Consider the following 22,532-nt stretch of genomic DNA (forward strand, 5'->3'; position numbering starts at 1 on the left):
AATCTTGTTATCCGTCCGAATCCAGTCAGCCCCGAAAGGCGTCATCGGACGAAAGGCGAAGGGCACGGACCCTTCGCCTTTTTAAGCGTTTACGCGCCGATTACGATCGGCCTTGCCAGAGGCGGGACGGCGGCGCTGACTGGCGCGATACCGGCTTCGAACTCTGGACGGAAGTATTTGATGGCACTGCCCAACGGTTCCACGGCACCCGGTGCGTGAGCACAGAAGGTCTTGCCCGGGCCGAGGAAGTTGACCAGACCCAGCAGGGTCTCGATGTCGCCTGGCTGACCGCGGCCTTGTTCGATGGCCATCAAGAGCTTGACGCTCCATGGCAAACCATCGCGGCACGGGGTGCAGAAACCGCACGACTCGCGAGCGAAGAACTGCTCCATGTTGCGCAGCAAGGAGACCATGTTGACGCTGTCGTCCACCGCCATGGCCAGGCCGGTACCCATACGGGTGCCCACTTTGGCGATGCCGCCGGCGTACATTTGCGCGTCAAGGTGTTCAGGCAGGAGGAAACCGGTACCGGCGCCACCTGGCTGCCAGGCCTTGAGCTTGAAGCCGTCGCGCATGCCGCCGGCGTAGTCTTCGAACAACTCGCGACCGGTGACGCCGAATGGCAGTTCCCACAGGCCCGGGTTCTTGACCTTGCCGGAGAAGCCCATGAGCTTGGTGCCCATGTCTTCGCTGCCTTCGCGGGCCAACGATTTGTACCAGTCAACGCCGTCGGCAATGATCGCCGGCACGTTGCACAGGGTTTCGACGTTGTTCACGCAAGTCGGCTTGCCCCACACGCCAACAGCGGCAGGGAAGGGCGGTTTGGAGCGCGGGTTGGCGCGGCGACCTTCGAGGGAGTTGATCAGTGCAGTTTCTTCACCGCAGATGTAACGCCCGGCGCCGGTGTGGACGAACAACTCGAAATCGAAGCCGCTGCCGAGAATGTTTTTACCCAGCAGGCCTGCAGCCTTGGCTTCTTCCACGGCACGATTCAAGTGCTTGGCGGCGGTGGTGTATTCGCCACGCAGGAAGATGTAGCCACGGTAGGTTTTCAGCGCGCGGGCACTGATCAGCATGCCTTCGATCAGCAGATGGGGCAGTTGCTCCATCAGCATGCGGTCTTTCCAGGTGTTCGGCTCCATTTCATCCGCGTTGCACAGCAGGTAGCGGATGTTGATGGATTCGTCTTTGGGCATCAGGCCCCACTTCACACCTGTGGGGAAGCCTGCACCGCCGCGACCTTTCAGGCCGGCGTCTTTCACGGTCTGGACGATGGCGTCCTGATCCATGTCGGCGAAGGCTTTGCGCGCCGCGGCGTAACCGTTCTTGGCCTGGTACTCGTCGAGCCACACGGCTTCGCCGTCGTCACGCAGACGCCAGGTCAGCGGGTGAGTCTCGGCCGAACGCTGAATGCGGTTGGCAGGACCGAAAGATGTCAGGGTCATACGTAGCCCTCGAGCAGTTTGGCGACGCCAGCAGGCTGCACATCACCAAAGGTGTCGTCGTCGATCATCAGCGCCGGCGCCTTGTCGCAGTTGCCGAGGCAGCAGACCGGCAGCAGGGTGAAACGACCGTCGGTGGTGGTCTGACCCAGGCCGATGCCCAGATTGTTCTGGATTTCGCTGACCACCGACTCGTGGCCGCCGATGTAGCAGACCATGCTGTCGCAGACGCGAATGATGTGACGGCCGACCGGCTGACGGAAAATCTGGCTATAGAACGTCGCCACACCTTCAACGTCGCTGGCCGGGATGCCGAGGATCTCGCCGATCGCGTACAGGGCGCCATCCGGCACCCAGCCGCGTTCCTTCTGAACGATCTTCAGGGCTTCGATCGACGCCGCGCGCGGGTCTTCGTAGTGATGCAGCTCGTGCTCGATGGCCGAGCGCTCGGTTTCACTCAAGGTGAAACGGTCTGTCTGGATAAGCGTGCTGTTCATGCTTAGCGGTCCACGTCGGCCATAACGAAATCGATACTACCCAGGTACGCAATCATGTCCGCGACCATGCTGCCTTTGATCACCGAAGGGATCTGTTGCAGATGCGGGAAGCTTGGAGTGCGGATCCGGGTACGGTAGCTCATGGTGCCGCCGTCGCTCGTCAGGTAATAACTGTTGATGCCCTTGGTCGCTTCGATCATCTGGAAGGATTCGTTGGCCGGCATGACCGGGCCCCACGAAACTTGCAGGAAGTGCGTGATCAAGGTTTCGATGTGCTGCAGCGTGCGCTCTTTCGGCGGCGGCGTGGTCAGCGGGTGATCCGCCTTGTACGGGCCTTCCGGCATGTTGCGCATGCACTGGTCGATGATCTTGATGCTCTGGCGCATTTCTTCAACGCGAACCATGCAGCGGTCGTAGGCATCGCCATTGGCGGCCAGCGGCACTTCGAACTCGAAGTTCTCGTAGCCCGAGTACGGACGTGCTTTACGCAGGTCGAAATCGCAACCGGTCGAACGCAGGCCAGCACCGGTGACGCCCCATTCCAGGGCTTCTTTGGTGTTGTACTGGGCGACGCCGATGGTACGGCCCTTGAGGATGCTGTTCTGCAGGGCAGCCTTGGTGTATTCGTCGAGGCGTTTTGGCAGCCATTCAACGAAGTCTTTCACCAGTTTTTCCCAGCCGCGCGGCAGGTCGTGGGCAACACCGCCGATGCGGTACCAGGCCGGGTGCAGACGGAAACCGGTAATGGCTTCAATCACCGTGTACGCCTTCTGGCGGTCGGTGAAGGTGAAGAACACCGGGGTCATCGCACCAACGTCCTGGATGTAAGTCCCGAGGAACAGCAGGTGGCTGGTGATCCGGAAGAACTCGGCCATCATGATGCGGATGACGTCGACCTTCTCGGGCACCTTGATGCCGGCCAGCTTCTCGACCGAGAGCACGTACGGCAGGTTGTTCATCACGCCGCCGAGGTAGTCGATACGGTCGGTGTACGGGATGAAGCTGTGCCAAGACTGACGCTCGGCCATCTTCTCGGCGCCACGGTGGTGGTAACCGATGTCCGGCACGCAGTCGACGATTTCTTCACCGTCCAGTTGCAGAATGATGCGGAACGCACCGTGCGCCGAAGGGTGGTTCGGGCCGAGGTTGAGGAACATGTAGTCCTCGTTCGGGCCGGAACGCTTCATGCCCCAGTCTTCCGGACGGAAACGCGCGGCTTCTTCCTCGAGCTGTTGCTTGGCGAGGTTGAGGCTGTACGGATCGAATTCGGTGGCGCGCGCCGGGAAGTCCTTGCGCAGCGGGTGACCTTCCCAGGTCGGCGGCATCATGATGCGCGACAGGTGCGGGTGACCTTTGAAGTCGATACCGAACATGTCCCAGACTTCACGCTCGTACCAGTTGGCGTTCGGCCAGATGCTGGTGACGGTCGGCAAGCTGAGGTCGCTCTCGGACAAGGCGACCTTGATCATCACGTCACTATTACGCTCCAGCGACATGAGGTGATAGAACACGGTGAACTCGGCGTCGCTCGGCAGCCCTTGACGCTTGGTGCGCAGACGCTCGTCCACGCCGTGCAGGTCATAGAGCATGACGTACGGCTTGGGCAGGTTGCGCAGGAAGGTCAGGACTTCGACGAGTTTGGCACGCGCCACCCACAGCACCGGCATGCCGGTGCGGGTCGGCTGGGCGGTGAACGCCTCCGGGCCAAAACGGTTGTTCAATTCAACGACCACATCCTGGTCGTCTGCCTTATAAGGCGGGATGTACAGAGCACTGCCTGTAGTCATGGTTATTTTTTCGCTTTCGGTCAACGTAAAGAATGAAGCCAGCTTCTCGTTTCTTTGTCAGAACAGATCTGGATCAGACTTCGTCAGGGCTGCGCAGGTTGGTGACTGCGATTCGCTGTTCGCGGCGCTCTTCCTTCTGCGAAGGCATGTCGGCGCGATACACGCCTTGATCGCCAACGACCCAGGAAAGCGGACGACGCTCCTTGCCGATCGATTCCTGCAACAGCATCAAGCCTTGCAGAAATGCTTCCGGACGAGGAGGGCAGCCAGGTACGTAGACGTCCACGGGCAGGAACTTGTCCACCCCTTGAACCACAGAGTAGATGTCGTACATGCCACCGGAGTTAGCGCACGAACCCATGGAGATAACCCACTTCGGCTCGAGCATCTGCTCGTAGAGACGCTGGATGATCGGCGCCATCTTGATGAAGCAGGTCCCGGCGATAACCATGAAGTCGGCCTGACGCGGCGATGCCCGGATCACTTCGGCGCCAAAGCGCGCGATGTCGTGGGGCGCCGTGAAGGCGGTGGTCATTTCCACGTAGCAGCACGACAGGCCGAAGTTGTACGGCCATAGGGAGTTCTTACGTCCCCAGTTGACCGCGCCACTCAGCACGTCTTCCAGCTTGCCCATGAAAATGTTTTTGTGGACTTGATCTTCTAACGGATCGGAAACGGTTTCCCGTTCGCCAATCGGATATTGCTCGTTAGGAGCATCGGGGTCGATCCTGGTGAGATTGTATTGCATTGCCAAAGCCTCATTGTTTCAGCTTCGCCTGCCGCTTGCGACGAGCTTCCGGAGCCCAGTCAAGGGCGCCCACTCGGAACAGGTAGACAAGACCTGCCAACAGAATTGCTATGAAAACGAGAGCTTCGACGAATCCGGTCCAGCCGCTTTCGCGGACGGACACAGACCATGCAAAGAGAAAGAGGGCTTCGATATCGAAGATCACGAAGAGCATCGCGACCAGATAGAATTTGGCTGAGAGCCGCAAGCGGGCGCCACCGGTAGGTAGCATGCCGGACTCGAACGGTTCGTTTTTGCTGCGACCCCAGGCTTTTGACCCAAGGAGGCTGGAGACGCCAAGCATGAAGGCACACAGGCCGACGACACCCAGAAGGAAAATGGCAAAGCCCCAGTTGTGGGCCATGAGTCCTGTCGCTTCGGGCATGCTGGTAATCCTTAACAGAGAGCAAAGGTCTCTGAGCTTGATAAAGAAATAGGCAGTGACGATATGTCGCAGCAATCAATCGCGCTGATTTTATGGCTAAACACCCTGCAAGTAAAATTCCTATAGCGAAATTATTTATTGGAATAAGGACATAGCGCATCTCCAATGCCCTGCAGCCCATGCGTAGCGGGCATTAGGCGGGTTTATGCAAATAATGTTTTGTAGGGAGTGTAACGAACATAGTTGCGGCTAAATGATAATTAATATCGTTTGGGGTGGTTTTGTAACTGTTTAACGGGATGTCAGTTGGGAAGTTGTCTTACTTGCACGTTACTGCAAGTAGCGACGGCGCCCGTTTTAGCGGATTTTTCTGACGGTTGTACCGCGCTGGATCAATGTTTTCTCCGAACGACACCGATCCCTGTAGGAGTGAGCCTGCTCGCGATAGCGGTGGGTCAGTCACCGTATGCGCAAGCTGACACACCTCTATCGCGAGCAGGCTCACTCCTACAGGGATTTGTGGTGTTCATTAAATCGGGGCAAAAAAAACGCCCCGAACCAGTCGGGGCGTCAGTTTTGCGGCTCTGCGGTTAGCTTTCTGTACGATCCGCAGAGGCCGTTTGCTCAGCGAAGCCGAATCAGTGGAACTGTTCTTCTTCGGTCGAACCGGTCAGTGCGGTTACCGAGGACGAGCCACCTTGAATCACAGTGGTCATGTCGTCGAAGTAGCCGGTGCCCACTTCCTGCTGGTGAGCCACGAAGGTGTAACCCTTGGCAGCGTCGGCGAATTCCTGCTCCTGCAGCTTCACGTAGGCAGTCATGTCGTTGCGGGCGTAGTCGTGCGCCAGGTTGAACATGCTGTGCCACATGTTGTGAATGCCGGCCAGGGTGATGAACTGGTGCTTGTAACCCATGGCGGACAGTTCGCGCTGGAACTTCGCGATGGTCGCGTCGTCGAGGTTTTTCTTCCAGTTGAAGGAAGGCGAGCAGTTGTACGACAGCAGTTGGTCCGGGTATTCCTTTTTGATCGCTTCGGCGAAGCGACGAGCCTCGTCCAGATCCGGTTTGGCGGTTTCGCACCAGATCAGGTCGGCGTATGGCGCGTAAGCCAGACCACGGGCGATGGCTTGATCCAGACCGGCACGGACCTTATAGAAACCTTCCTGAGTGCGCTCACCAGTCACGAACGGCTGGTCGTACGGGTCGCAATCGGAGGTCAGCAGGTCAGCGGCGTTCGCGTCGGTGCGGGCCAGAATGATGGTCGGGGTGCCGGCAACGTCAGCAGCCAGACGAGCAGCGGTCAGCTTCTGTACGGCTTCCTGAGTTGGGACCAGTACTTTGCCGCCCATGTGGCCGCATTTCTTCACGGAAGCCAGTTGGTCTTCGAAGTGAACGCCGGCGGCGCCTGCTTCGATCATGCTCTTCATCAGCTCGTAAGCGTTCAGTACGCCGCCGAAACCGGCTTCAGCGTCAGCCACGATCGGTGCGAAGTAGTCGATGTAGCCATCGTCGCCCGGGTTCTTGCCGGCTTTCCACTGGATCTGGTCAGCACGACGGAACGAGTTGTTGATGCGCTTGACCACGGTTGGCACCGAGTCCACCGGGTACAGCGACTGGTCCGGGTACATGGACTCTGCGGAGTTGTTGTCCGCAGCCACTTGCCAGCCCGACAGGTAGATCGCCTGGATACCGGCTTTGACCTGCTGAACAGCCTGGCCGCCGGTCAGGGCGCCCATGCAGTTGACGAAATCTTTCTCAGGACGGAAGGACGGTTTGGCACCCTGGGTCACCAGGTTCCACAGCTTGTCGGCGCCCATTTTTGCAAAGGTGTGCTCAGGTTGAACCGAGCCACGCAGACGGACGACGTCAGCAGCGGAGTAAGTGCGTGTCACGCCTTTCCAGCGCGGGTTTTCAGCCCAGTCTTTTTCGAGGGCTGCAATTTGCTGTTCGCGTGTCAGTGCCATGGAGATAAACCTCGTCGCGTCTTTTATGAAAAGTTGTTCTGCGGTGGAAAATTCCTGCGCTCGCTGACCAGAAGCTTAGGTGGTCAAGGCGGATTCGGCGGGGTAGGCGACGGGATGAACGATGGGCTCGAGGGGAAGTGAGCAGGTAGTGGCGGACTGCGGGCGCATTCGGGCGTCGTGGGCCTCTATACGGTCTACAGTGTGATGCCGGGTTACCTAAATACGCTTCCGTCCCTCGGGACAACTTCGTTCCAGTCGGCAACCTCGTCAAACACACCTTGTGGGCGGTACAGACACGAAGCGGTTCGCGGGGTAGGTGCGAACATCGCTTCGAAGGCCCTTGCCAGGGCCTCTGATTAGCGGGAGCGAGGCCATCATGCCTTCGCTTTTTTACCCCGTCAAACGTTTTGTAGTGCTTTTTTTCAAGCACTACATCTTTCGTCTAATACGACTAATCAGTCAGTTTTCGGTGCTTTAGTCCAAGGCGTCGACTTTCACCCGCAAGGTCATGTCATCCCGGCCTTGAGTCGAGTAGCTGCGGGTCAGGCCTTGTTTGTCGGCTTGAGTCTGGCGATTGACGCCGGCAAGGGTGATCCACTCGCCGAGGCGCCCGCTGACAGTTGTGTCGGTGCTTTGCACGTTCACTACATCGGGACGTTCCTGGCTCATGCGGTCACGGTTGGTACTGATCGCCAGGTGAACGATGTCGCCGGTGACGCTGGCAGTGACGTAGAAACCCTGGGTGACGTTGCGGTATTGGGTCTGGCTGTTGTAGCCGCCGTAGGAATCACTCTGAACATTGGTGATTGGCACGCTCTGGCCGACTTGGATCAGCGCCGGCATGCCATCGGTGGCTTGCACCTGTTGCACGCCGCCTTCGCGGCTGGCGGTGCTGCGGCTGATGATGCGGGTCTGGTTCGGTTGGGCGCCGTTGACCGAATAACCTTCGTCGCCACGGCCATTGTTTTCATTGGTGTCGACGGTGATCAGCAGGCGTTTCGGCGCGGTGTCCAGTTGGGTGATCAGCGCCTTGAGTTCCTGAATCTTGTCCGGCTCGGCCTTGATGATCAGTTGGTTGCCATAGGCGCTGACCTGACCGTCCTTGCCGAGGAAGTCTTGCGCCATCGGCAGCATGTCGGTGCTGGTGCGGTAATTGAGAGGCACGATTTCTGTGGCTGCCATCACCGTAAAACTGCAACCGAGCAGCAGGGTGGTGAGCAGGGTGCGTAGGGACATGTCCGTTATCTCCGCTTTCGAAAGGCTTGATATTGCCAGTTTGTCGGCCTTGGGTGGGGCAAGTTGAATCGTAGACAGCAAAACGCCCCGGCATCGGTTGATGTCGGGGCGTTTTGTGGTGTTCTTGCTGGCCTCTTCGCGAGCAGGCTCGCTCCCACAGTAGATCTCCAGCGGACACAAATTGTGCGTCAGGCACAGATCCAGTGTGGGAGCGAGCTTGCTCGCGATCGCCGCGCCGCGGTTTTATGCCGAATGCCGAACCATGTCGACATGCGGAATCCCGGCTTCGAGGAATTCCTCGCTGACCAGGCTGAAACCCAAGCGCTCATAGAACGCTGTGGCCTGTACCTGAGCGCTGAGCATCTGCTCTTTCAAGCCGCGCGCTTCCGCTTCGGCGATGACCGCTTGCATCAACGCATCACCCACCTTCATCCCGCGCCAGTCTTTCAGCACCGAAACCCGGCCGATGTGCCCATCAGGCAACAGGCGCGCAGTACCGATCGGAAAGTCGCCTTCAAACGCCAGAAAATGCACAGCGGTCGCGTCGTCCGCGTCCCATTCCAGCTCAGGTGGCACCGATTGCTCGGCGATGAACACCGTTTCACGAATGCGCCGGATCTCGGCGATGTCCTTCTGCCAGTCTGCGACACGTACGCGAATCTTATTCATCGGCGAACCCCAGGCTCCCTTGCTTGACCAGCTGGCACAGCAGGCCGCAAGCGTCTTCGTCGTTCAGCCACTCACCGAGGTTGTCGGTGTGCAGGGCGTCAGCGGCGCAGATCAGCTTCAGCAGTTCGCGCAGCTTGCCCGGCAGGTAACGGCTCTGACCGCTGGCGAACAGCAACAGGTCGTCATCGACTTCCGACCAGGCTAGACGCGCGCTCGGGTTGCGGATCAGGATGGCACCATCCTGCAGGGCGGCGAGGAAGTCTTCTTCTTCGATTCCTTCCGGGCCGGCCACCAGTTCTGGATAACGCGGCTCGGTCATGTACTGGCCGAACCAGGTCAGCAGCAGGCGCTCGTCGCTCATGTGTTCGGCGAGTAGGGCTTTCAGGCGATCCAGTGCGTCGTGTTGAATCTGGTGTGGATCGCTGGCCGGCTGTGCGTCGGCATCGGTGTAGCGCTCTTCATCAGTCAGGAACTGGCTGAGGAAGTCGGTGAAGTGGGTCAGCACTTCCGAAGCGCTCGGTGCACGGAAGCCGACCGAGTAAGTCATGCAGTTGTCGACCGCGACACCGCAGTGGGCCAGACGTGGCGGCAGGTAGAGCATGTCGCCCGGTTCCAGCACCCACTCTTCGGTCTCGTGGAATTCGGCGAGGATGCGCAGATCGGCGTGTTGCAGCAGTGGGCTCTCGGAGTCGCACATCTGGCCGATTTTCCAGTTGCGCTTGCCGTGGCCTTGCAGCAGGAACACGTCGTAGTTGTCGAAGTGCGGACCGACGCTGCCACCCGGTGCGGCGAAGCTGATCATCACATCGTCGACGCGCCAGCTCGGCAGGAAACGGAAGTTTTCCAGCAGCTCGCTGACTTCCGGGACGAATTGGTCGACGGCCTGAACCAGCAGGGTCCACTCTTTTTCCGGCAGTTTGCTGAATTCGTCTTCAGCGAACGGGCCGCGACGCAGTTCCCATGGGCGCTCGCCGTGCTCGATCACCAGGCGCGATTCGACTTCTTCTTCCAGGGCCAGGCCGGCCAGTTCGTCGGCGTCGATCGGGCTTTCGAAGTCAGGAATCGCCTGACGGATCAGCAATGGCTTTTTCTGCCAGTAGTCGCGCAGGAACTCGCGTGCTGTGATGCCGCCCAGAAGTTGAAGAGGAATATCGGGATTCATATGTAACCTATTGAAAAAAAGCACTTTTCAGACGGGAATAAAAACGCCCGGCGCGGCCGGGCGTCTCAAACGGATCAAGCGGTCGATCAGATGCGTTTGGCTTGCGCTACAGCGTTGCCGATGTAGTTGGCCGGAGTCAGTTGCTTGAGCTCGGCTTTCGCTTGCGCTGGCATGTCCAGACCATCAATGAAAGTCTGCAACGCTTCAGGGCTGATGCCCTTGCCGCGGGTCAGTTCTTTCAGCTTCTCGTACGGGTTTTCGATGTTGTAGCGGCGCATCACGGTCTGGATCGGCTCAGCCAGGACTTCCCAGCAAGCGTCGAGGTCAGCGGCAATCTTCTGCTCGTTGAGCTCGAGTTTGCTGATGCCTTTGAGGCTGGCTTCGTAGGCGATCACGCTGTGGGCGAAGCCGACACCGAGGTTGCGCAGAACGGTGGAGTCGGTCAGGTCGCGCTGCCAGCGGGAGATCGGCAGTTTGCTCGCCAGATGCTGGAACAGTGCGTTGGCGATGCCCAGGTTGCCTTCGGAGTTTTCGAAGTCGATCGGGTTGACCTTGTGCGGCATGGTCGACGAACCGATTTCGCCAGCGATGGTGCGCTGCTTGAAATAACCCAGGGAGATGTAGCCCCAGATGTCACGGTCGAAGTCGATCAGGATGGTGTTGAAGCGTGCGATCGCGTCGAACAGCTCGGCGATGTAGTCGTGCGGTTCGATCTGCGTGGTGTACGGGTTGAAACCCAGGCCCAGCTCGTCTTCGATGAAGGCGCGGGCGTTGGCTTCCCAGTCGATCTGCGGGTAGGCCGACAGGTGCGCGTTGTAGTTGCCGACAGCGCCGTTGATCTTGCCCAGCAGCGGCACGGCAGCGACTTGAGCGATCTGACGCTCGAGACGGTAAACCACGTTCGCCAGCTCTTTACCCAGAGTGGTCGGCGAAGCCGGTTGACCGTGGGTGCGCGACAGCATCGGCACGTCAGCGAAACGGATGGCCAGTTCGCGGATGGCGTTGGCAGTCTGGCGCATCAGCGGCAGCATCACGTCGTCACGGCCTTCACGCAGCATCAGGGCGTGGGACAGGTTGTTGATGTCTTCGCTGGTGCAGGCAAAGTGGATGAACTCGCTGACCTTGGCCAGCTCCGGCAACTTGGCCGCCTGCTCTTTGAGCAGGTATTCGATCGCTTTGACGTCGTGGTTGGTGGTGCGCTCGATCTCTTTGACGCGCTCGGCGTGCTCCAGCGAGAAGTTTTCAGCCAGTTCATTGAGAACGGCGTTGGCCTCGGCAGAGAAGGCTGGCACTTCAGGGATACCCGCGTGGGCGGCCAGGCGCTGGAGCCAGCGCACTTCAACCAGAACACGGGCACGGATCAGACCGTACTCGCTGAAAATCGGGCGCAGGGCCTGGGTTTTGCCGGCGTAGCGGCCGTCAACAGGGGAAACCGCAGTGAGCGAAGAAAGCTGCATGGGGTGTTCTCGGACAGTCGGGCAACGAAATGGGGCGCGTATCATACATGAAAAAATCCGCCGGTCCGTTGCCAACTGACCGGCGTATTACGCGTTACAGACTACAAAGCTTTTATTGCGCGGCGTTTTACTCGCTGCGCATCAACGGATACAGCTCTTTGAGCAGCTTGCGCCGGCTGATCACCAGCTGCCAGCGATGGCCGCCGAGCTGTCGCCACAGGCGCGCTGAACGAATGCCGGCAAGCAGCAGGGCGCGGATCTTCGAGGCATTGCTCGGTTGCTGCAGATTGCGCATGTCGCCGTGTACCTGAATACGTTGGCGCAGGGTACTCAGAGTGTCCTGGTACAGCGCGCCGCAAGCCGCGACCACGTTTTCGTGGGCCGGGCCGAAATGCTCGACCTGCGACTGGATCTGCGGCAAACGCTTGCCGATGATGTCGAGCATGTCGTTGCGCTTGGCCAGTTGACGCTCCAGGCCGAGCATCGAAAGGGCATAGCGCAGTGGCTCGCGTTGCAAGGTGCTCGGATCGCGCTCGAGGGCGCCAATCAGTGCCCGGTAGCCCTCGCGCAGATTGATGTCGTCGCCGCCGTACACATCCAGCGTGTCCTTCGGGTCGCGCACCAGCAGGCTGCCGAGCATGCAGCTCAGGCCGGCTTCGCTGGTCTGACCGGTCTTGGCGATCCGGTCGACCAGTACAGCGGCGAGAAACACACCGCCGAGCGCCGTCAGTTGTTCCTGAGTCGGGCTCATGCCTGGCCGCTCCACGGCTCGGCGACTTCGATCACGCCGCCACCGAGGCAGATTTCACCGTCATAGAACACCACGGACTGGCCCGGCGTCACCGCGCGTTGCGGTTCGTCGAACACGGCGCGGTAGCCGTTGGCGGTTTTTTCCAGGGTGCAGGCCTGGTCGCTCTGGCGATAGCGAACCTTGGCGGTCAGGCGCAGCGGTTGGCTCAGGTCGATCGGGTTGACCCAATAAATTTCCGAGGCGAGCAGGGCGCCGGAGAACAGCCACGGATGGTTGTTGCCCTGGCCGACGATCAGCTCGTTGGTGTCCAGATCCTTGCGCAGCACATACCACGGCTCATCGCCGGCGTCTTTCAAGCCACCGATGCCGAGGCCCTGGCGCTGACCGATGGTGTGGTACATCAAGCCGTGGTGACGGCCGATGACTTCGCCTTCGGTGGTTTTGATCTCGCCCGGTTGCGCTGGCAGGTATTGCTTGAGGAAATCGCTGAAGCGACGCTCGCCGATGAAGCAGATCCCGGTGGAATCCTTCTTCTTGGCGGTGGCCAGTTCGTATTTCTCGGCAATAGCACGGACTTCCGGTTTTTCCAGTTCGCCGACCGGGAACAGGGTCTTGGCGATCTGTTCGCCGCCAACGGCGTGCAGGAAGTAGCTCTGATCCTTGTTCGGATCGAGGCCTTTGAGCAGCTCGGTGCGGCCATCGATGTCGCGGCGGCGCACGTAGTGACCAGTGGCGATCAGGTCGGCGCCGAGCATCATGGCGTAGTCGAGGAACGCCTTGAACTTGATCTCGCGGTTACACAGGATGTCCGGATTCGGCGTGCGCCCGGCCTTGTATTCGGCGAGGAAATGCTCGAACACGTTGTCCCAGTACTCGGCGGCGAAGTTGGCGGTGTGCAGCTTGATGCCGATCTTGTCGCAGACAGCCTGGGCATCCGCCAGGTCGTCCATGGCGGTGCAGTATTCCGTTCCGTCGTCTTCTTCCCAGTTCTTCATGAACAGGCCTTCCACTTCATAACCCTGCTCGATCAGCAGGAGAGCGGAAACGGAAGAGTCCACGCCGCCGGACATGCCGACAATGACGCGCTTCTTGGATGTGTCAGAAGGGGCTGGATCACGCATAGGGATTCAATGAGTGTCTTGAAAAAGGACGCGATTCTAGCAGGCTCGCGGCCTCAAGGCTAAAGAGAAGGGCGGATCAGTTCGAGGCTGAAGTGATGACCGGCCAGATAATCGTCGATGCAACGGATGATCAGCTCGCTGCGCCAGTTGTCGCGCTGGGCCATTAATTCGTCGCGGGTCAGCCACTTGGCGCCGACGATGCCGTCATCGAGCTGGTAATCCGGGTGATGTTTGACGGCTTTGGCACTGAAACACACGCGTTGGTAGGTCACGCCGTTGCTCGGCGCGGTGTACAGGTAAATGCCGATGACTCCGGTGGGCTCGACGTCCCAGCCGGTTTCTTCGAGGGTTTCGCGCACGGCGGCTTCGATCAGGGTTTCGTCCGGGTCGAGATGGCCGGCGGGCTGGTTGAGCACGTTACGCCCGGCCTTGTGTTCTTCGACCATCAGGAAGCGACCGTTGTCCTCGACGATGGTGGCGACGGTGATGTGGGGGAGCCATTCCATAAAACCTTCCTCAATCTATTGGTTGAAACCCAATCCCCTGTGGGAGCGAGCTTGCTCGCGAATGCGGTTTATCATTCAACATTTTCATTGACTGACCCGCCGCCTTCGCGAGCAAGCTCGCTCCCACAGGGGGAGTGTGAACTCTGGAAACACAAACCCCGGCACGGGGCCGGGGTTTGTGATGTTCTCTTTACAACCTTAAACCAGCGCAGCAATCGCCGCGTTGAGGGTTGCGCTTGGGCGCATGGCCTTGCTGATCAGCTCGGCATTGGCGTGGTAGTAACCGCCGATGTCGACTGGCTTGCCCTGAACGGCGTTGAGCTCGGCAACGATGGTTGCTTCGTTCTCGGTCAGAGTCTTGGCCAGAGTCGCGAACTGCGCTTGCAGTGCAGCGTCTTCAGTCTGGGCGGCCAGAGCTTGAGCCCAGTACATCGCCAGGTAGAAGTGGCTGCCGCGGTTGTCGATGTTGCCGACTTTGCGCGATGGCGACTTGTTGTTGTCGAGGAACTGGCCAGTGGCCTGATCCAGGGTTTTCGACAGCACCAGTGCTTTCGGGTTGTTGTAGTTCACGCCCAGATGCTCAAGGGACGCTGCCAGTGCGAGGAACTCGCCCAGCGAATCCCAGCGCAGGAAGTTCTCTTCAACCAGTTGCTGCACGTGCTTCGGAGCCGAACCACCAGCGCCGGTTTCGAACAGGCCACCGCCGTTCATCAGCGGCACGATCGACAGCATCTTGGCGCTGGTGCCCAGTTCCATGATCGGGAACAGGTCGGTCAAATAGTCGCGCAGTACGTTGCCGGTCACCGAAATGGTGTCCTTGCCTTCGCGGGTGCGCTGCAGGGTGAACTTCATCGCGTCGACCGGCGCCATGATCTGGATGTCCAGACCGGCAGTGTCGTGATCCTTCAGGTAGGCCTGAACTTTCTCGATCACTACGCCGTCGTGAGCGCGCATCGGGTCCAGCCAGAAGATCGCTGGAGTTGCGCTTGCACGAGCGCGGTTGACGGCCAGTTTGACCCAGTCCTGGATCGGCGCGTCTTTGGTCTGGCACATGCGGAAGATGTCGCCGGCTTCAACAGCCTGTTCCATCAGCAGCTTGCCCTTGCTGTCGGTGACGCGAACCACGCCGTCAGCCTTGATCTGGAAGGTCTTGTCGTGCGAGCCGTACTCTTCGGCTTTCTTCGCCATCAGGCCAACGTTTGGCACGCTGCCCATGGTGGTCGGATCGAAAGCGCCATTGGCTTTGCAGTCTTCGATTACGGCCTGGTAGATGGTCGCGTAGCAACGATCCGGGATCACAGCCTTGGTGTCGTGCAGCTGACCGTCGGTGCCCCACATTTTGCCGGAGTCACGGATCATTGCTGGCATCGAGGCGTCGACGATAACGTCGCTCGGCACGTGCAGGTTGGTGATGCCTTTGTCGGAGTTGACCATCGCCAGCGATGGACGAGCAGCATAGACCGCCGCCATGTCGGCTTCGATCTGAGCCTGTTGCTCAGCCGGCAGGGCCTTGATGCGCGCGTACAGATCGCCGATGCCGTTGTTCAGGTTGAAGCCGATCTCGGCCAGCACGGCAGCGTGCTTGGTCAGGGCGTCTTTATAGAACTCGGCAACGATCTGGCCGAACATGATCGGGTCGGAGACCTTCATCATGGTCGCTTTCAGGTGAACCGACAGCAGCACGCCTTGCGCCTTGGCGCTGTCGATTTCAGCAGCGATGAACGCGCGCAGGGCGTTTTTGCTCATCACGGCGCAGTCGAGGATCTCGCCAGCCTGAACGGTGGTTTTTTCTTTCAGAACGGTAGCGGTACCGTCCTTGGCAATCAGCTCGATCTTCACGGCGTCAGCGGCGTCGATCAGGGCAGCTTTTTCGCTGCCGTAGAAATCGCCGGTGCTCATGTGAGCGACGTGGGACTTGGAGTCTTTGGCCCAGGCGCCCATTTTGTGCGGGTGCTTGCGAGCGTAGTTCTTCACCGACAGCGGTGCGCGACGGTCGGAGTTGCCTTCACGCAGAACCGGGTTCACGGCGCTGCCCTTGACCTTGTCGTAACGCGCCTTGGCGTCTTTGTCAGCGTCGCTGGTCACGGTTTCCGGGTAGTCCGGCAGGTTGTAACCCTGAGCTTGCAGCTCTTTGATCGCAGCTTGCAGCTGTGGCACCGAAGCGCTGATGTTCGGCAGCTTGATGATGTTGGCTTCAGGCGTAACGGCCAGGTCGCCCAGTTCGGCGAGGTGGTCGGCTACGGCTTTGTCGCCCAGTTGCTCGGGGAAGCTGGCCAGAATGCGCGCTGCAAGAGAGATATCGCGGGTTTCCACGGCGATATCGGCCGAGGCGGTGTAAGCCTCGATGATCGGCAGCAGGGAATAGGTGGCGAGGGCTGGAGCTTCGTCGGTGAAGGTATAGATGATCTTCGAGCGGGTGGGCATATTCGGATTAACTCTCTCTTCTTTGCTAAAGCGTGCGCAGAAACTCGAGGGGCGCCGGGTAAGCGCGTTCGTTCAAAGTCATCCATGAACCGAATGTCGAGATTCTTCGCGGTGATGTTGGGTGCATCAGTAGAGCGTCAAGCAGTCGGACTGCGGTAACAACCCGACCAATCAGGCGGAAAGTCTCGTGCTAGAGAGGCCAGCCGTCGTGACCCTGTGGTCAGCGGCGGGCATTATACATAGGTAGCTGGCAATCTGCCGATGGTTCATATGCAACGATTCTCGTCCATTGGTCTAAAGGTCGCAGGGCAGGGTGGCGCGTAGAGTCGTTGCGAATGCTTGAGTTTGGCGCTTTTCCCTTTGCTTTCAGGCTTGTAGGAATCGAGTTGTGCGAATGCCGGGAACTGAGGGTTTGCGTGTTGATTTAACTGGGTTACGCTCGAACCAAGCCAGATGTTCAATCCAAACAATGGAGTTCAGCATGGGTTACAAGAAGATTCAGGTTCCAGCCGTCGGCGACAAAATCACCGTCAATGCAGACCATTCTCTCAATGTTCCTGATAACCCGATCATCCCCTTCATCGAAGGTGACGGCATTGGTGTCGACATCAGTCCGGTGATGATCAAGGTTGTCGATGCTGCAGTTCAAAAGGCATACGGCGGTAAGCGCAAGATTTCCTGGATGGAAGTCTACGCCGGGGAAAAAGCCACTCAGGTTTACGATCAGGACACCTGGCTGCCTCAGGAAACCCTCGATGCAGTCAAGGATTACGTGGTTTCCATCAAAGGCCCGCTGACCACTCCAGTCGGTGGCGGCATCCGCTCGCTGAACGTGGCCCTGCGTCAGCAACTCGACCTCTACGTCTGCCTGCGCCCGGTGCGCTGGTTCGAAGGTGTGCCAAGCCCGGTGAAAAAACCCGGCGACGTCGACATGACGATCTTCCGCGAGAACTCCGAAGACATCTATGCCGGCATCGAGTGGAAGGCCGGTTCGCCGGAAGCCACCAAGGTCATCAAATTCCTTAAAGAAGAAATGGGCGTCACCAAGATCCGTTTCGACGAAAACTGCGGCATCGGCGTCAAGCCGGTTTCGCTGGAAGGCACCAAGCGTCTTGCGCGCAAGGCTCTGCAATACGTAGTCGATAACGACCGCGATTCGCTGACCATCGTGCACAAAGGCAACATCATGAAGTTCACCGAAGGTGCCTTCAAAGAGTGGGCCTACGAAGTGGCCGCTGAAGAATTCGGCGCGACCCTGCTCGACGGCGGCCCGTGGATGCAGTTCAAGAATCCGAAAACCGGCAAGAACGTTGTGGTCAAGGACGCTATCGCTGACGCCATGCTCCAGCAGATCCTGCTGCGCCCGGCGGAATACGATGTGATCGCAACCCTTAACCTGAACGGCGACTACCTTTCCGACGCCCTGGCGGCGGAAGTGGGCGGTATCGGCATCGCACCGGGCGCCAACCTGTCCGACACCGTGGCGATGTTCGAAGCCACCCACGGTACTGCACCGAAGTACGCCGGCAAGGATCAGGTCAACCCGGGTTCGCTGATTCTCTCGGCTGAAATGATGCTGCGACACATGGGCTGGACGGAAGCGGCGGATCTGATCATCAAGGGCACCAACGGCGCCATTGGTGCCAAGACTGTGACGTATGACTTTGAACGTTTGATGGAGGGGGCGAAGCTGGTTTCGTCTTCGGGCTTCGGCGATGCGTTGATTTCGCATATGTAAAAATGCGGGCACACAAAAACCGCCTGACTCGATGAATTGAGTCAGGCGGTTTTTTTATGGCTGAAAATTCAGCGGCGTCAGTTGGTCACTTTTTCTTCGTGAGTGGCGACCTGGATCGCCTCTTTCACGGCGTCGGCCGCGCAAATCTTCACGGCATGAAGGCCTTTGGGGCCTTGCACGATGTCGAATTTCACTGCCTGACCCGCTTTCAGGGTTTTATACCCGTCCATTTCAATGGCCGAGTAGTGCGCAAAGAAATCGATGTCTTTGCCATCCTCATCGCGGCCTTCACGGGCGTCGGTATTGATAAAGCCGAATCCCTTGGCATTGTTGAACCATTTCACCTTGCCGACAGCCATGCTCAAATCCCTCTGCAACAGACTCCATCGCTGGAGTATCATCCAATTCATCCGCAATCTAATCCGTTAAAAGGATTGACTCCGCGGATCTTTTTTACCCACTGTGGGCTCTATTGGTTGTAACACCGTTTTCCCGATAGTCAAGGTGACCGGGCAGTCGGAGTTGAAAACGTGGACAACCGCCCCCACCACTGTATTTGCACAACTGACGAACCTTTCTTTCCATGCATGCAATCAGCCAGATTCGACTAACATTCAATCAGGATCGCCCGCTTCTCCAAAAGGATCTTCCAGAGGAGCACGACGACGATTCGGCAGGCGTTGCTGTTCAGGAAGCAAAGCCTGCGTTACAGGCGCCGCCGATGTACAAGGTGGTTTTGTTTAATGATGACTACACACCGATGGATTTCGTCGTCGAAGTGCTCGAGGTGTTTTTTAACCTGAATCGCGAGCTGGCGACCAAGGTCATGCTGGCCGTCCACACAGAAGGACGGGCAGTATGTGGAGTGTTTACCCGCGACATCGCCGAGACAAAGGCCATGCAGGTCAACCAGTACGCCAGGGAAAGCCAGCATCCGCTACTCTGTGAAATCGAGAAGGACGGTTAATCGCCGACCACTTGGGTATGAGGTGAAGCTATGTTAAACCGCGAGCTCGAAGTCACCCTCAATCTAGCCTTCAAGGAGGCTCGTTCGAAACGTCATGAATTCATGACCGTCGAACACCTTTTGCTGGCCCTATTGGACAATGAGGCTGCCGCCACCGTTTTGCGTGCCTGCGGCGCAAACCTCGACAAACTCAAGCATGACCTGCAGGAGTTCATCGACTCCACCACGCCATTGATCCCCGTTCATGACGAAGATCGCGAAACCCAGCCAACCCTGGGCTTCCAGCGTGTACTGCAACGTGCTGTTTTCCACGTACAGAGCTCGGGCAAACGCGAAGTAACCGGCGCCAACGTGCTGGTTGCCATCTTCAGTGAGCAAGAGAGTCAGGCAGTGTTCCTGCTGAAACAGCAGAGCGTTGCGCGCATCGATGTCGTCAACTACATCGCTCACGGCATTTCCAAAGTGCCGGGGCATGGCGATCACTCTGAAGGTGAACAAGATATGCAGGACGACGAGGGCGGTGAGTCTTCTTCTTCAGGCAATCCTCTGGATGCTTATGCCAGCAACCTCAACGAACTCGCGCGTCAGGGTCGAATAGATCCGCTGGTCGGCCGTGAGTCGGAAGTCGAGCGTGTCGCGCAGATTCTGGCGCGCCGGCGCAAAAACAATCCGTTGCTGGTCGGTGAAGCGGGCGTGGGTAAAACCGCGATTGCCGAAGGTCTGGCCAAGCGCATTGTCGACAACCAGGTGCCGGATCTGCTGGCCAACAGCGTTGTTTATTCGCTTGACCTTGGCGCTCTGCTCGCAGGCACCAAGTATCGCGGTGATTTCGAGAAGCGCTTCAAGGCGCTGCTCAATGAACTGAAAAAACGCCCGCAGGCGATCCTGTTCATCGACGAGATCCACACCATCATCGGTGCCGGCGCTGCGTCGGGCGGGGTCATGGACGCTTCGAATCTGCTCAAACCGCTGCTGTCGTCTGGCGACATTCGCTGCATCGGTTCGACCACGTTCCAGGAATTCCGCGGCATTTTCGAGAAGGATCGTGCCTTGGCGCGTCGCTTCCAGAAGGTCGATGTCGTCGAGCCGTCGGTGGAAGACACCATCGGTATCCTGCGCGGCCTGAAAGGGCGTTTCGAGCAGCACCACAACATCGAATACAGCGATGAGTCGTTGCGCGCCGCTGCTGAACTGGCCTCGCGCTACATCAATGACCGGCATATGCCGGACAAGGCCATCGACGTGATCGACGAGGCGGGCGCCTACCAGCGTCTGCAGCCGGTCGAAAAACGTGTGAAGCGTATTGAAGTACCGCAAGTCGAAGACATCGTCGCGAAAATCGCACGGATTCCGCCGAAGCACGTCACCAGCTCCGACAAAGAGCTGCTGCGTAATCTTGAGCGTGACCTGAAGCTGACGGTATTTGGTCAGGACGCGGCGATCGATTCGCTGTCGACCGCGATCAAACTGTCCCGTGCCGGGCTTAAATCGCCTGACAAGCCCGTCGGTTCGTTCCTGTTCGCAGGCCCGACCGGTGTCGGTAAAACCGAGGCTGCGCGGCAACTGGCCAAGGCGCTGGGGATCGAACTGGTTCGCTTCGACATGTCCGAATACATGGAGCGTCACACCGTATCGCGTCTGATCGGTGCGCCTCCGGGCTATGTCGGTTTCGATCAGGGCGGTCTGTTGACCGAGGCGATCACCAAGCAACCGCACTGCGTATTGCTCCTCGATGAAATCGAGAAGGCGCATCCGGAAGTCTTCAACCTGCTGTTGCAGGTGATGGACCACGGTACGCTGACCGACAACAACGGGCGCAAGGCGGACTTCCGCAATGTGATCGTGATCATGACTACCAACGCCGGTGCCGAAACGGCCGCGCGGGCTTCGATCGGTTTCACCCATCAGGACCACTCGTCTGATGCGATGGAAGTGATCAAGAAGAGCTTTACGCCGGAGTTCCGTAACCGACTGGACACCATTATCCAGTTTGGTCGCCTCAGTCATGAGGTCATCAAAAGTGTGGTGGACAAGTTCCTCACCGAGCTTCAGGCGCAGCTGGAAGACAAGCGTGTGTTGCTTGAGGTTACCGACGCGGCGCGCAGTTGGCTGGCGGCGGGTGGTTATGACTCGGCGATGGGCGCGCGTCCGATGGCGCGTCTGATTCAGGACAAGATCAAGCGTCCGTTGGCGGAGGAGATTCTGTTTGGCGAGCTGGCCGAGCATGGCGGTGTGGTGCACATCGACATCAAGGATGGTGAGTTGACGTTTGACTTCGAAACTACCGCAGAAATGGCCTGATGGCCTGAGATCAAGAGGGCGCCTTCGGGCGCCTTTTTGTTATTTGTCGTTTGGGTTTTTTGGGTGAATATCCGTTGCTGCGGTGATGGCTTATTACGGTTTCGCCCTTACGGCGACTCACTTTTTTTCAAACGCCAAAAAAAGTAAGCAAAAAACGCTTGCTCCTACGTGCGGCCCGCTCGCTGGGGCTCGGGGTTCCTTCGCTGCGGGATCGATCCGGGCGCAGCGCCTACGGTTTGCTGCGCTGCACCTCCTCTCGCTGTGTTTGGCTGCGCCAAACGGTCGCTGCGCTCCCACGCCCGGATCAATCCCTCCACTCAGCCTTCCGACGTCGCCCGTGGATCAAGATCAAGAGCAGGCGAGCTGACACTCGGCCTATTGAGTGGTGAAAAGCACAGCGTGGCCGGCTTTTGATTTGCGTTGGATTCGCCCCTCATCGGAAAGCCGCCCGCCCAGCCCTCTCCCGAGGGAGAGGGAGCCGATCTGTGGGCTTTTCAAAACCTGAGTTCACCGCGGTATCGCACGTCGGCGTAGCTCTCCCAAACACTTCGGTCAGTCCCCTCACCCTCCGTGAGTAGAGGGAGAGGGGCTGCTTTGTGTGCTTTTCAAAGCCTGAGTTCAACGCGGTATCGCACGTCGGCGTAGCTCTCCCATACACCTCGGTCAGTCCCCTCTCCCTCCGGGAGAGGGCTAGGGTGAGGGGCTCTTGATCTGGCTTTTGATCTGGCTTCGGCTTTTGATCTTTTGCCCCATCGGCAGGCCGAGCGAAGGTGTTCATCCGGGGGGTAGGCGCGCAGCGCCGTGCGGCGCAGCCGCATTCATCGAGAGGAGGTGCAGCGAAGCAAACCGTAGGCGATGCCCCCGGATGGACACCGTAGCGAGGGAACACTGAGCCTCAGCGAAGTGCCGTACGCCAGGGGCAAAGCCTTTTGGTTCCTTTTTGGCGTTTGAAAAAGGGACTCGCTGTAAGAGCGAAACCGCCAGCGGCAGCACCCGCAGCAACGGATATGCCCCCAAACCCAAACCCAAACCAAACCCCAAAACGCAGACACAAAAACGCCCGGCATAAACCGGGCGTTCTGTATTGACTTGATTAACGAGCGCGGTAAGTGATGCGCCCTTTGCTCAAGTCATAGGGCGTCAGCTCGACGCGCACTTTGTCACCGGTAAGAATACGAATGTAGTTCTTGCGCATCTTGCCGGAAATATGCGCGGTTACGACGTGCCCATTTTCCAACTCCACACGAAACATGGTGTTGGGCAGGGTGTCGACGACAGTGCCTTCCATTTCGAAGCTGTCTTCTTTCGACATGCAGTAAAGCCCTCGGTATCCAATGA

19 protein-coding genes and 1 pseudogene are annotated in these 22,532 nt (G+C 58.7%); 3 read left to right on the forward strand and 17 right to left on the reverse strand.

The genetic code is table 11. The features are described 5' to 3' along the window. Positions 1-89: 89 nt before the first annotated feature. The 15 genes and pseudogenes from nuoF to GTU76_RS14370 form a co-directional block, all read right to left on the reverse strand. Positions 90-1,445, reverse strand: a complete 1,356-nt coding sequence (gene nuoF / locus GTU76_RS14305; protein ID WP_007920184.1) for an NADH-quinone oxidoreductase subunit NuoF — start codon at positions 1,443-1,445, stop codon at positions 90-92. After that, on the reverse strand, positions 1,442-1,939 hold the full coding sequence (nuoE, locus tag GTU76_RS14310) for an NADH-quinone oxidoreductase subunit NuoE (protein WP_007920186.1): 498 nt from the start codon (positions 1,937-1,939) through the stop codon (positions 1,442-1,444). Before nuoE ends, nuoF begins: the two co-directional genes overlap by 4 nt. 2 nt (positions 1,940-1,941) lie before the next feature. Beyond that, complete coding sequence (gene nuoC, locus GTU76_RS14315) at positions 1,942-3,726, reverse strand: NADH-quinone oxidoreductase subunit C/D (protein WP_016987416.1); 1,785 nt, start codon at positions 3,724-3,726, stop codon at positions 1,942-1,944. 73 nt (positions 3,727-3,799) lie between these two features. Then, complete coding sequence (locus tag GTU76_RS14320; protein ID WP_007920192.1) at positions 3,800-4,474, reverse strand: NuoB/complex I 20 kDa subunit family protein; 675 nt, start codon at positions 4,472-4,474, stop codon at positions 3,800-3,802. A 10-nt stretch (positions 4,475-4,484) separates the two neighbouring features. Continuing rightward, complete coding sequence (locus GTU76_RS14325) at positions 4,485-4,898, reverse strand: NADH-quinone oxidoreductase subunit A (protein WP_003223812.1); 414 nt, start codon at positions 4,896-4,898, stop codon at positions 4,485-4,487. A 638-nt stretch (positions 4,899-5,536) separates the two neighbouring features. Next, positions 5,537-6,862 carry an isocitrate lyase gene (gene aceA / locus GTU76_RS14330; RefSeq protein WP_007920195.1) on the reverse strand — a complete coding sequence of 442 codons (1,326 nt, stop codon included), beginning with the start codon at positions 6,860-6,862 and terminating at the stop codon, positions 5,537-5,539. 474 nt (positions 6,863-7,336) lie between these two features. Next, positions 7,337-8,098: a secretin N-terminal domain-containing protein gene (locus GTU76_RS14335; protein WP_180698880.1), complete on the reverse strand. Its 762-nt coding sequence runs from the start codon at positions 8,096-8,098 to the stop codon at positions 7,337-7,339. A gap of 243 nt (positions 8,099-8,341) precedes the next feature. Further along, complete coding sequence (locus GTU76_RS14340; RefSeq protein ID WP_016987414.1) at positions 8,342-8,767, reverse strand: GNAT family N-acetyltransferase; 426 nt, start codon at positions 8,765-8,767, stop codon at positions 8,342-8,344. Beyond that, the gene (locus GTU76_RS14345) at positions 8,760-9,929 is read right to left on the reverse strand and encodes a ribosomal protein uL16 3-hydroxylase (RefSeq protein ID WP_016987413.1); all 1,170 of its coding nucleotides are present in this window, start codon (positions 9,927-9,929) and stop codon (positions 8,760-8,762) included. The genes GTU76_RS14340 and GTU76_RS14345 overlap by 8 nt, the downstream gene beginning before the upstream one ends. An 86-nt stretch (positions 9,930-10,015) precedes the next feature. Further along, positions 10,016-11,386, reverse strand: a complete 1,371-nt coding sequence (gene purB / locus GTU76_RS14350; RefSeq protein WP_016987412.1) for an adenylosuccinate lyase — start codon at positions 11,384-11,386, stop codon at positions 10,016-10,018. 127 nt (positions 11,387-11,513) lie between these two features. Next, positions 11,514-12,137, reverse strand: a complete 624-nt coding sequence (hflD, locus tag GTU76_RS14355) for a high frequency lysogenization protein HflD (protein WP_016987411.1) — start codon at positions 12,135-12,137, stop codon at positions 11,514-11,516. Continuing rightward, entirely contained in the window at positions 12,134-13,258 is a 1,125-nt protein-coding gene (mnmA, locus tag GTU76_RS14360; RefSeq protein ID WP_122661291.1) for a tRNA 2-thiouridine(34) synthase MnmA, read from the reverse strand. The genes hflD and mnmA overlap by 4 nt, the downstream gene beginning before the upstream one ends. A gap of 59 nt (positions 13,259-13,317) precedes the next feature. Next, positions 13,318-13,764, reverse strand: a complete 447-nt coding sequence (locus GTU76_RS14365; protein ID WP_016987409.1) for an NUDIX hydrolase — start codon at positions 13,762-13,764, stop codon at positions 13,318-13,320. A 28-nt stretch (positions 13,765-13,792) separates the two neighbouring features. Further along, positions 13,793-13,891, reverse strand: a pseudogene (locus GTU76_RS30400) (metal ABC transporter ATP-binding protein); the annotation flags it as partial. A gap of 71 nt (positions 13,892-13,962) precedes the next feature. Further along, complete coding sequence (locus GTU76_RS14370) at positions 13,963-16,188, reverse strand: NADP-dependent isocitrate dehydrogenase (protein ID WP_180698881.1); 2,226 nt, start codon at positions 16,186-16,188, stop codon at positions 13,963-13,965. Positions 16,189-16,669: 481 nt separating this feature from the next. Here GTU76_RS14370 and icd point away from each other — a divergent pair, with 481 nt between their 5' ends. After that, positions 16,670-17,926 carry an NADP-dependent isocitrate dehydrogenase gene (icd, locus tag GTU76_RS14375; protein WP_095118226.1) on the forward strand — a complete coding sequence of 419 codons (1,257 nt, stop codon included), beginning with the start codon at positions 16,670-16,672 and terminating at the stop codon, positions 17,924-17,926. 77 nt (positions 17,927-18,003) lie between these two features. Here the strand turns inward: icd and GTU76_RS14380 are convergent, their stop codons facing one another. Then, the gene (locus tag GTU76_RS14380; RefSeq protein ID WP_016987406.1) at positions 18,004-18,285 is read right to left on the reverse strand and encodes a cold shock domain-containing protein; all 282 of its coding nucleotides are present in this window, start codon (positions 18,283-18,285) and stop codon (positions 18,004-18,006) included. 224 nt (positions 18,286-18,509) lie between these two features. On the opposite strand from GTU76_RS14380, the gene clpS reads away from it, so the two are divergent. Both clpS and clpA read left to right on the forward strand, forming a co-directional pair. Then, positions 18,510-18,893: an ATP-dependent Clp protease adapter ClpS gene (clpS, locus tag GTU76_RS14385; protein ID WP_016987405.1), complete on the forward strand. Its 384-nt coding sequence runs from the start codon at positions 18,510-18,512 to the stop codon at positions 18,891-18,893. Between the two features lie 30 nt (positions 18,894-18,923). Beyond that, positions 18,924-21,194 carry an ATP-dependent Clp protease ATP-binding subunit ClpA gene (clpA, locus tag GTU76_RS14390; RefSeq protein WP_016987404.1) on the forward strand — a complete coding sequence of 757 codons (2,271 nt, stop codon included), beginning with the start codon at positions 18,924-18,926 and terminating at the stop codon, positions 21,192-21,194. A gap of 1,093 nt (positions 21,195-22,287) precedes the next feature. Here the strand turns inward: clpA and infA are convergent. Beyond that, positions 22,288-22,506 (reverse strand): translation initiation factor IF-1, encoded by a 219-nt coding sequence (gene infA / locus GTU76_RS14395; protein WP_002553999.1) that lies wholly within the window; start codon positions 22,504-22,506, stop codon positions 22,288-22,290. Positions 22,507-22,532: the final 26 nt, after the last annotated feature.

The sequence above is a fragment of the Pseudomonas crudilactis genome (assembly GCF_013433315.1).
GTDB classification, from domain to species: Bacteria; Pseudomonadota; Gammaproteobacteria; order Pseudomonadales; family Pseudomonadaceae; genus Aquipseudomonas; species Aquipseudomonas crudilactis.

What these genes read in the sequence shown, in the direction of transcription:
- clpS (WP_016987405.1), top strand. Translation starts at nt 18,510, where the DNA reads ATGCATGCAATCAGCCAGATTCGACTAACATTCAATCAGGATCGCCCG.
- GTU76_RS14370 (WP_180698881.1), bottom strand. Translation starts at nt 16,188, where the DNA reads ATGCCCACCCGCTCGAAGATCATCTATACCTTCACCGACGAAGCTCCA.
- GTU76_RS14380 (WP_016987406.1), bottom strand. Translation starts at nt 18,285, where the DNA reads ATGGCTGTCGGCAAGGTGAAATGGTTCAACAATGCCAAGGGATTCGGC.
- hflD (WP_016987411.1), bottom strand. Translation starts at nt 12,137, where the DNA reads ATGAGCCCGACTCAGGAACAACTGACGGCGCTCGGCGGTGTGTTTCTC.
- mnmA (WP_122661291.1), bottom strand. Translation starts at nt 13,258, where the DNA reads ATGCGTGATCCAGCCCCTTCTGACACATCCAAGAAGCGCGTCATTGTC.
- GTU76_RS14335 (WP_180698880.1), bottom strand. Translation starts at nt 8,098, where the DNA reads ATGTCCCTACGCACCCTGCTCACCACCCTGCTGCTCGGTTGCAGTTTT.
- GTU76_RS14340 (WP_016987414.1), bottom strand. Translation starts at nt 8,767, where the DNA reads ATGAATAAGATTCGCGTACGTGTCGCAGACTGGCAGAAGGACATCGCC.
- clpA (WP_016987404.1), top strand. Translation starts at nt 18,924, where the DNA reads ATGTTAAACCGCGAGCTCGAAGTCACCCTCAATCTAGCCTTCAAGGAG.
- nuoE (WP_007920186.1), bottom strand. Translation starts at nt 1,939, where the DNA reads ATGAACAGCACGCTTATCCAGACAGACCGTTTCACCTTGAGTGAAACC.
- GTU76_RS14325 (WP_003223812.1), bottom strand. Translation starts at nt 4,898, where the DNA reads ATGCCCGAAGCGACAGGACTCATGGCCCACAACTGGGGCTTTGCCATT.
- nuoF (WP_007920184.1), bottom strand. Translation starts at nt 1,445, where the DNA reads ATGACCCTGACATCTTTCGGTCCTGCCAACCGCATTCAGCGTTCGGCC.
- infA (WP_002553999.1), bottom strand. Translation starts at nt 22,506, where the DNA reads ATGTCGAAAGAAGACAGCTTCGAAATGGAAGGCACTGTCGTCGACACC.
- GTU76_RS14320 (WP_007920192.1), bottom strand. Translation starts at nt 4,474, where the DNA reads ATGCAATACAATCTCACCAGGATCGACCCCGATGCTCCTAACGAGCAA.
- GTU76_RS14345 (WP_016987413.1), bottom strand. Translation starts at nt 9,929, where the DNA reads ATGAATCCCGATATTCCTCTTCAACTTCTGGGCGGCATCACAGCACGC.
- GTU76_RS14365 (WP_016987409.1), bottom strand. Translation starts at nt 13,764, where the DNA reads ATGGAATGGCTCCCCCACATCACCGTCGCCACCATCGTCGAGGACAAC.
- nuoC (WP_016987416.1), bottom strand. Translation starts at nt 3,726, where the DNA reads ATGACTACAGGCAGTGCTCTGTACATCCCGCCTTATAAGGCAGACGAC.
- aceA (WP_007920195.1), bottom strand. Translation starts at nt 6,862, where the DNA reads ATGGCACTGACACGCGAACAGCAAATTGCAGCCCTCGAAAAAGACTGG.
- icd (WP_095118226.1), top strand. Translation starts at nt 16,670, where the DNA reads ATGGGTTACAAGAAGATTCAGGTTCCAGCCGTCGGCGACAAAATCACC.
- purB (WP_016987412.1), bottom strand. Translation starts at nt 11,386, where the DNA reads ATGCAGCTTTCTTCGCTCACTGCGGTTTCCCCTGTTGACGGCCGCTAC.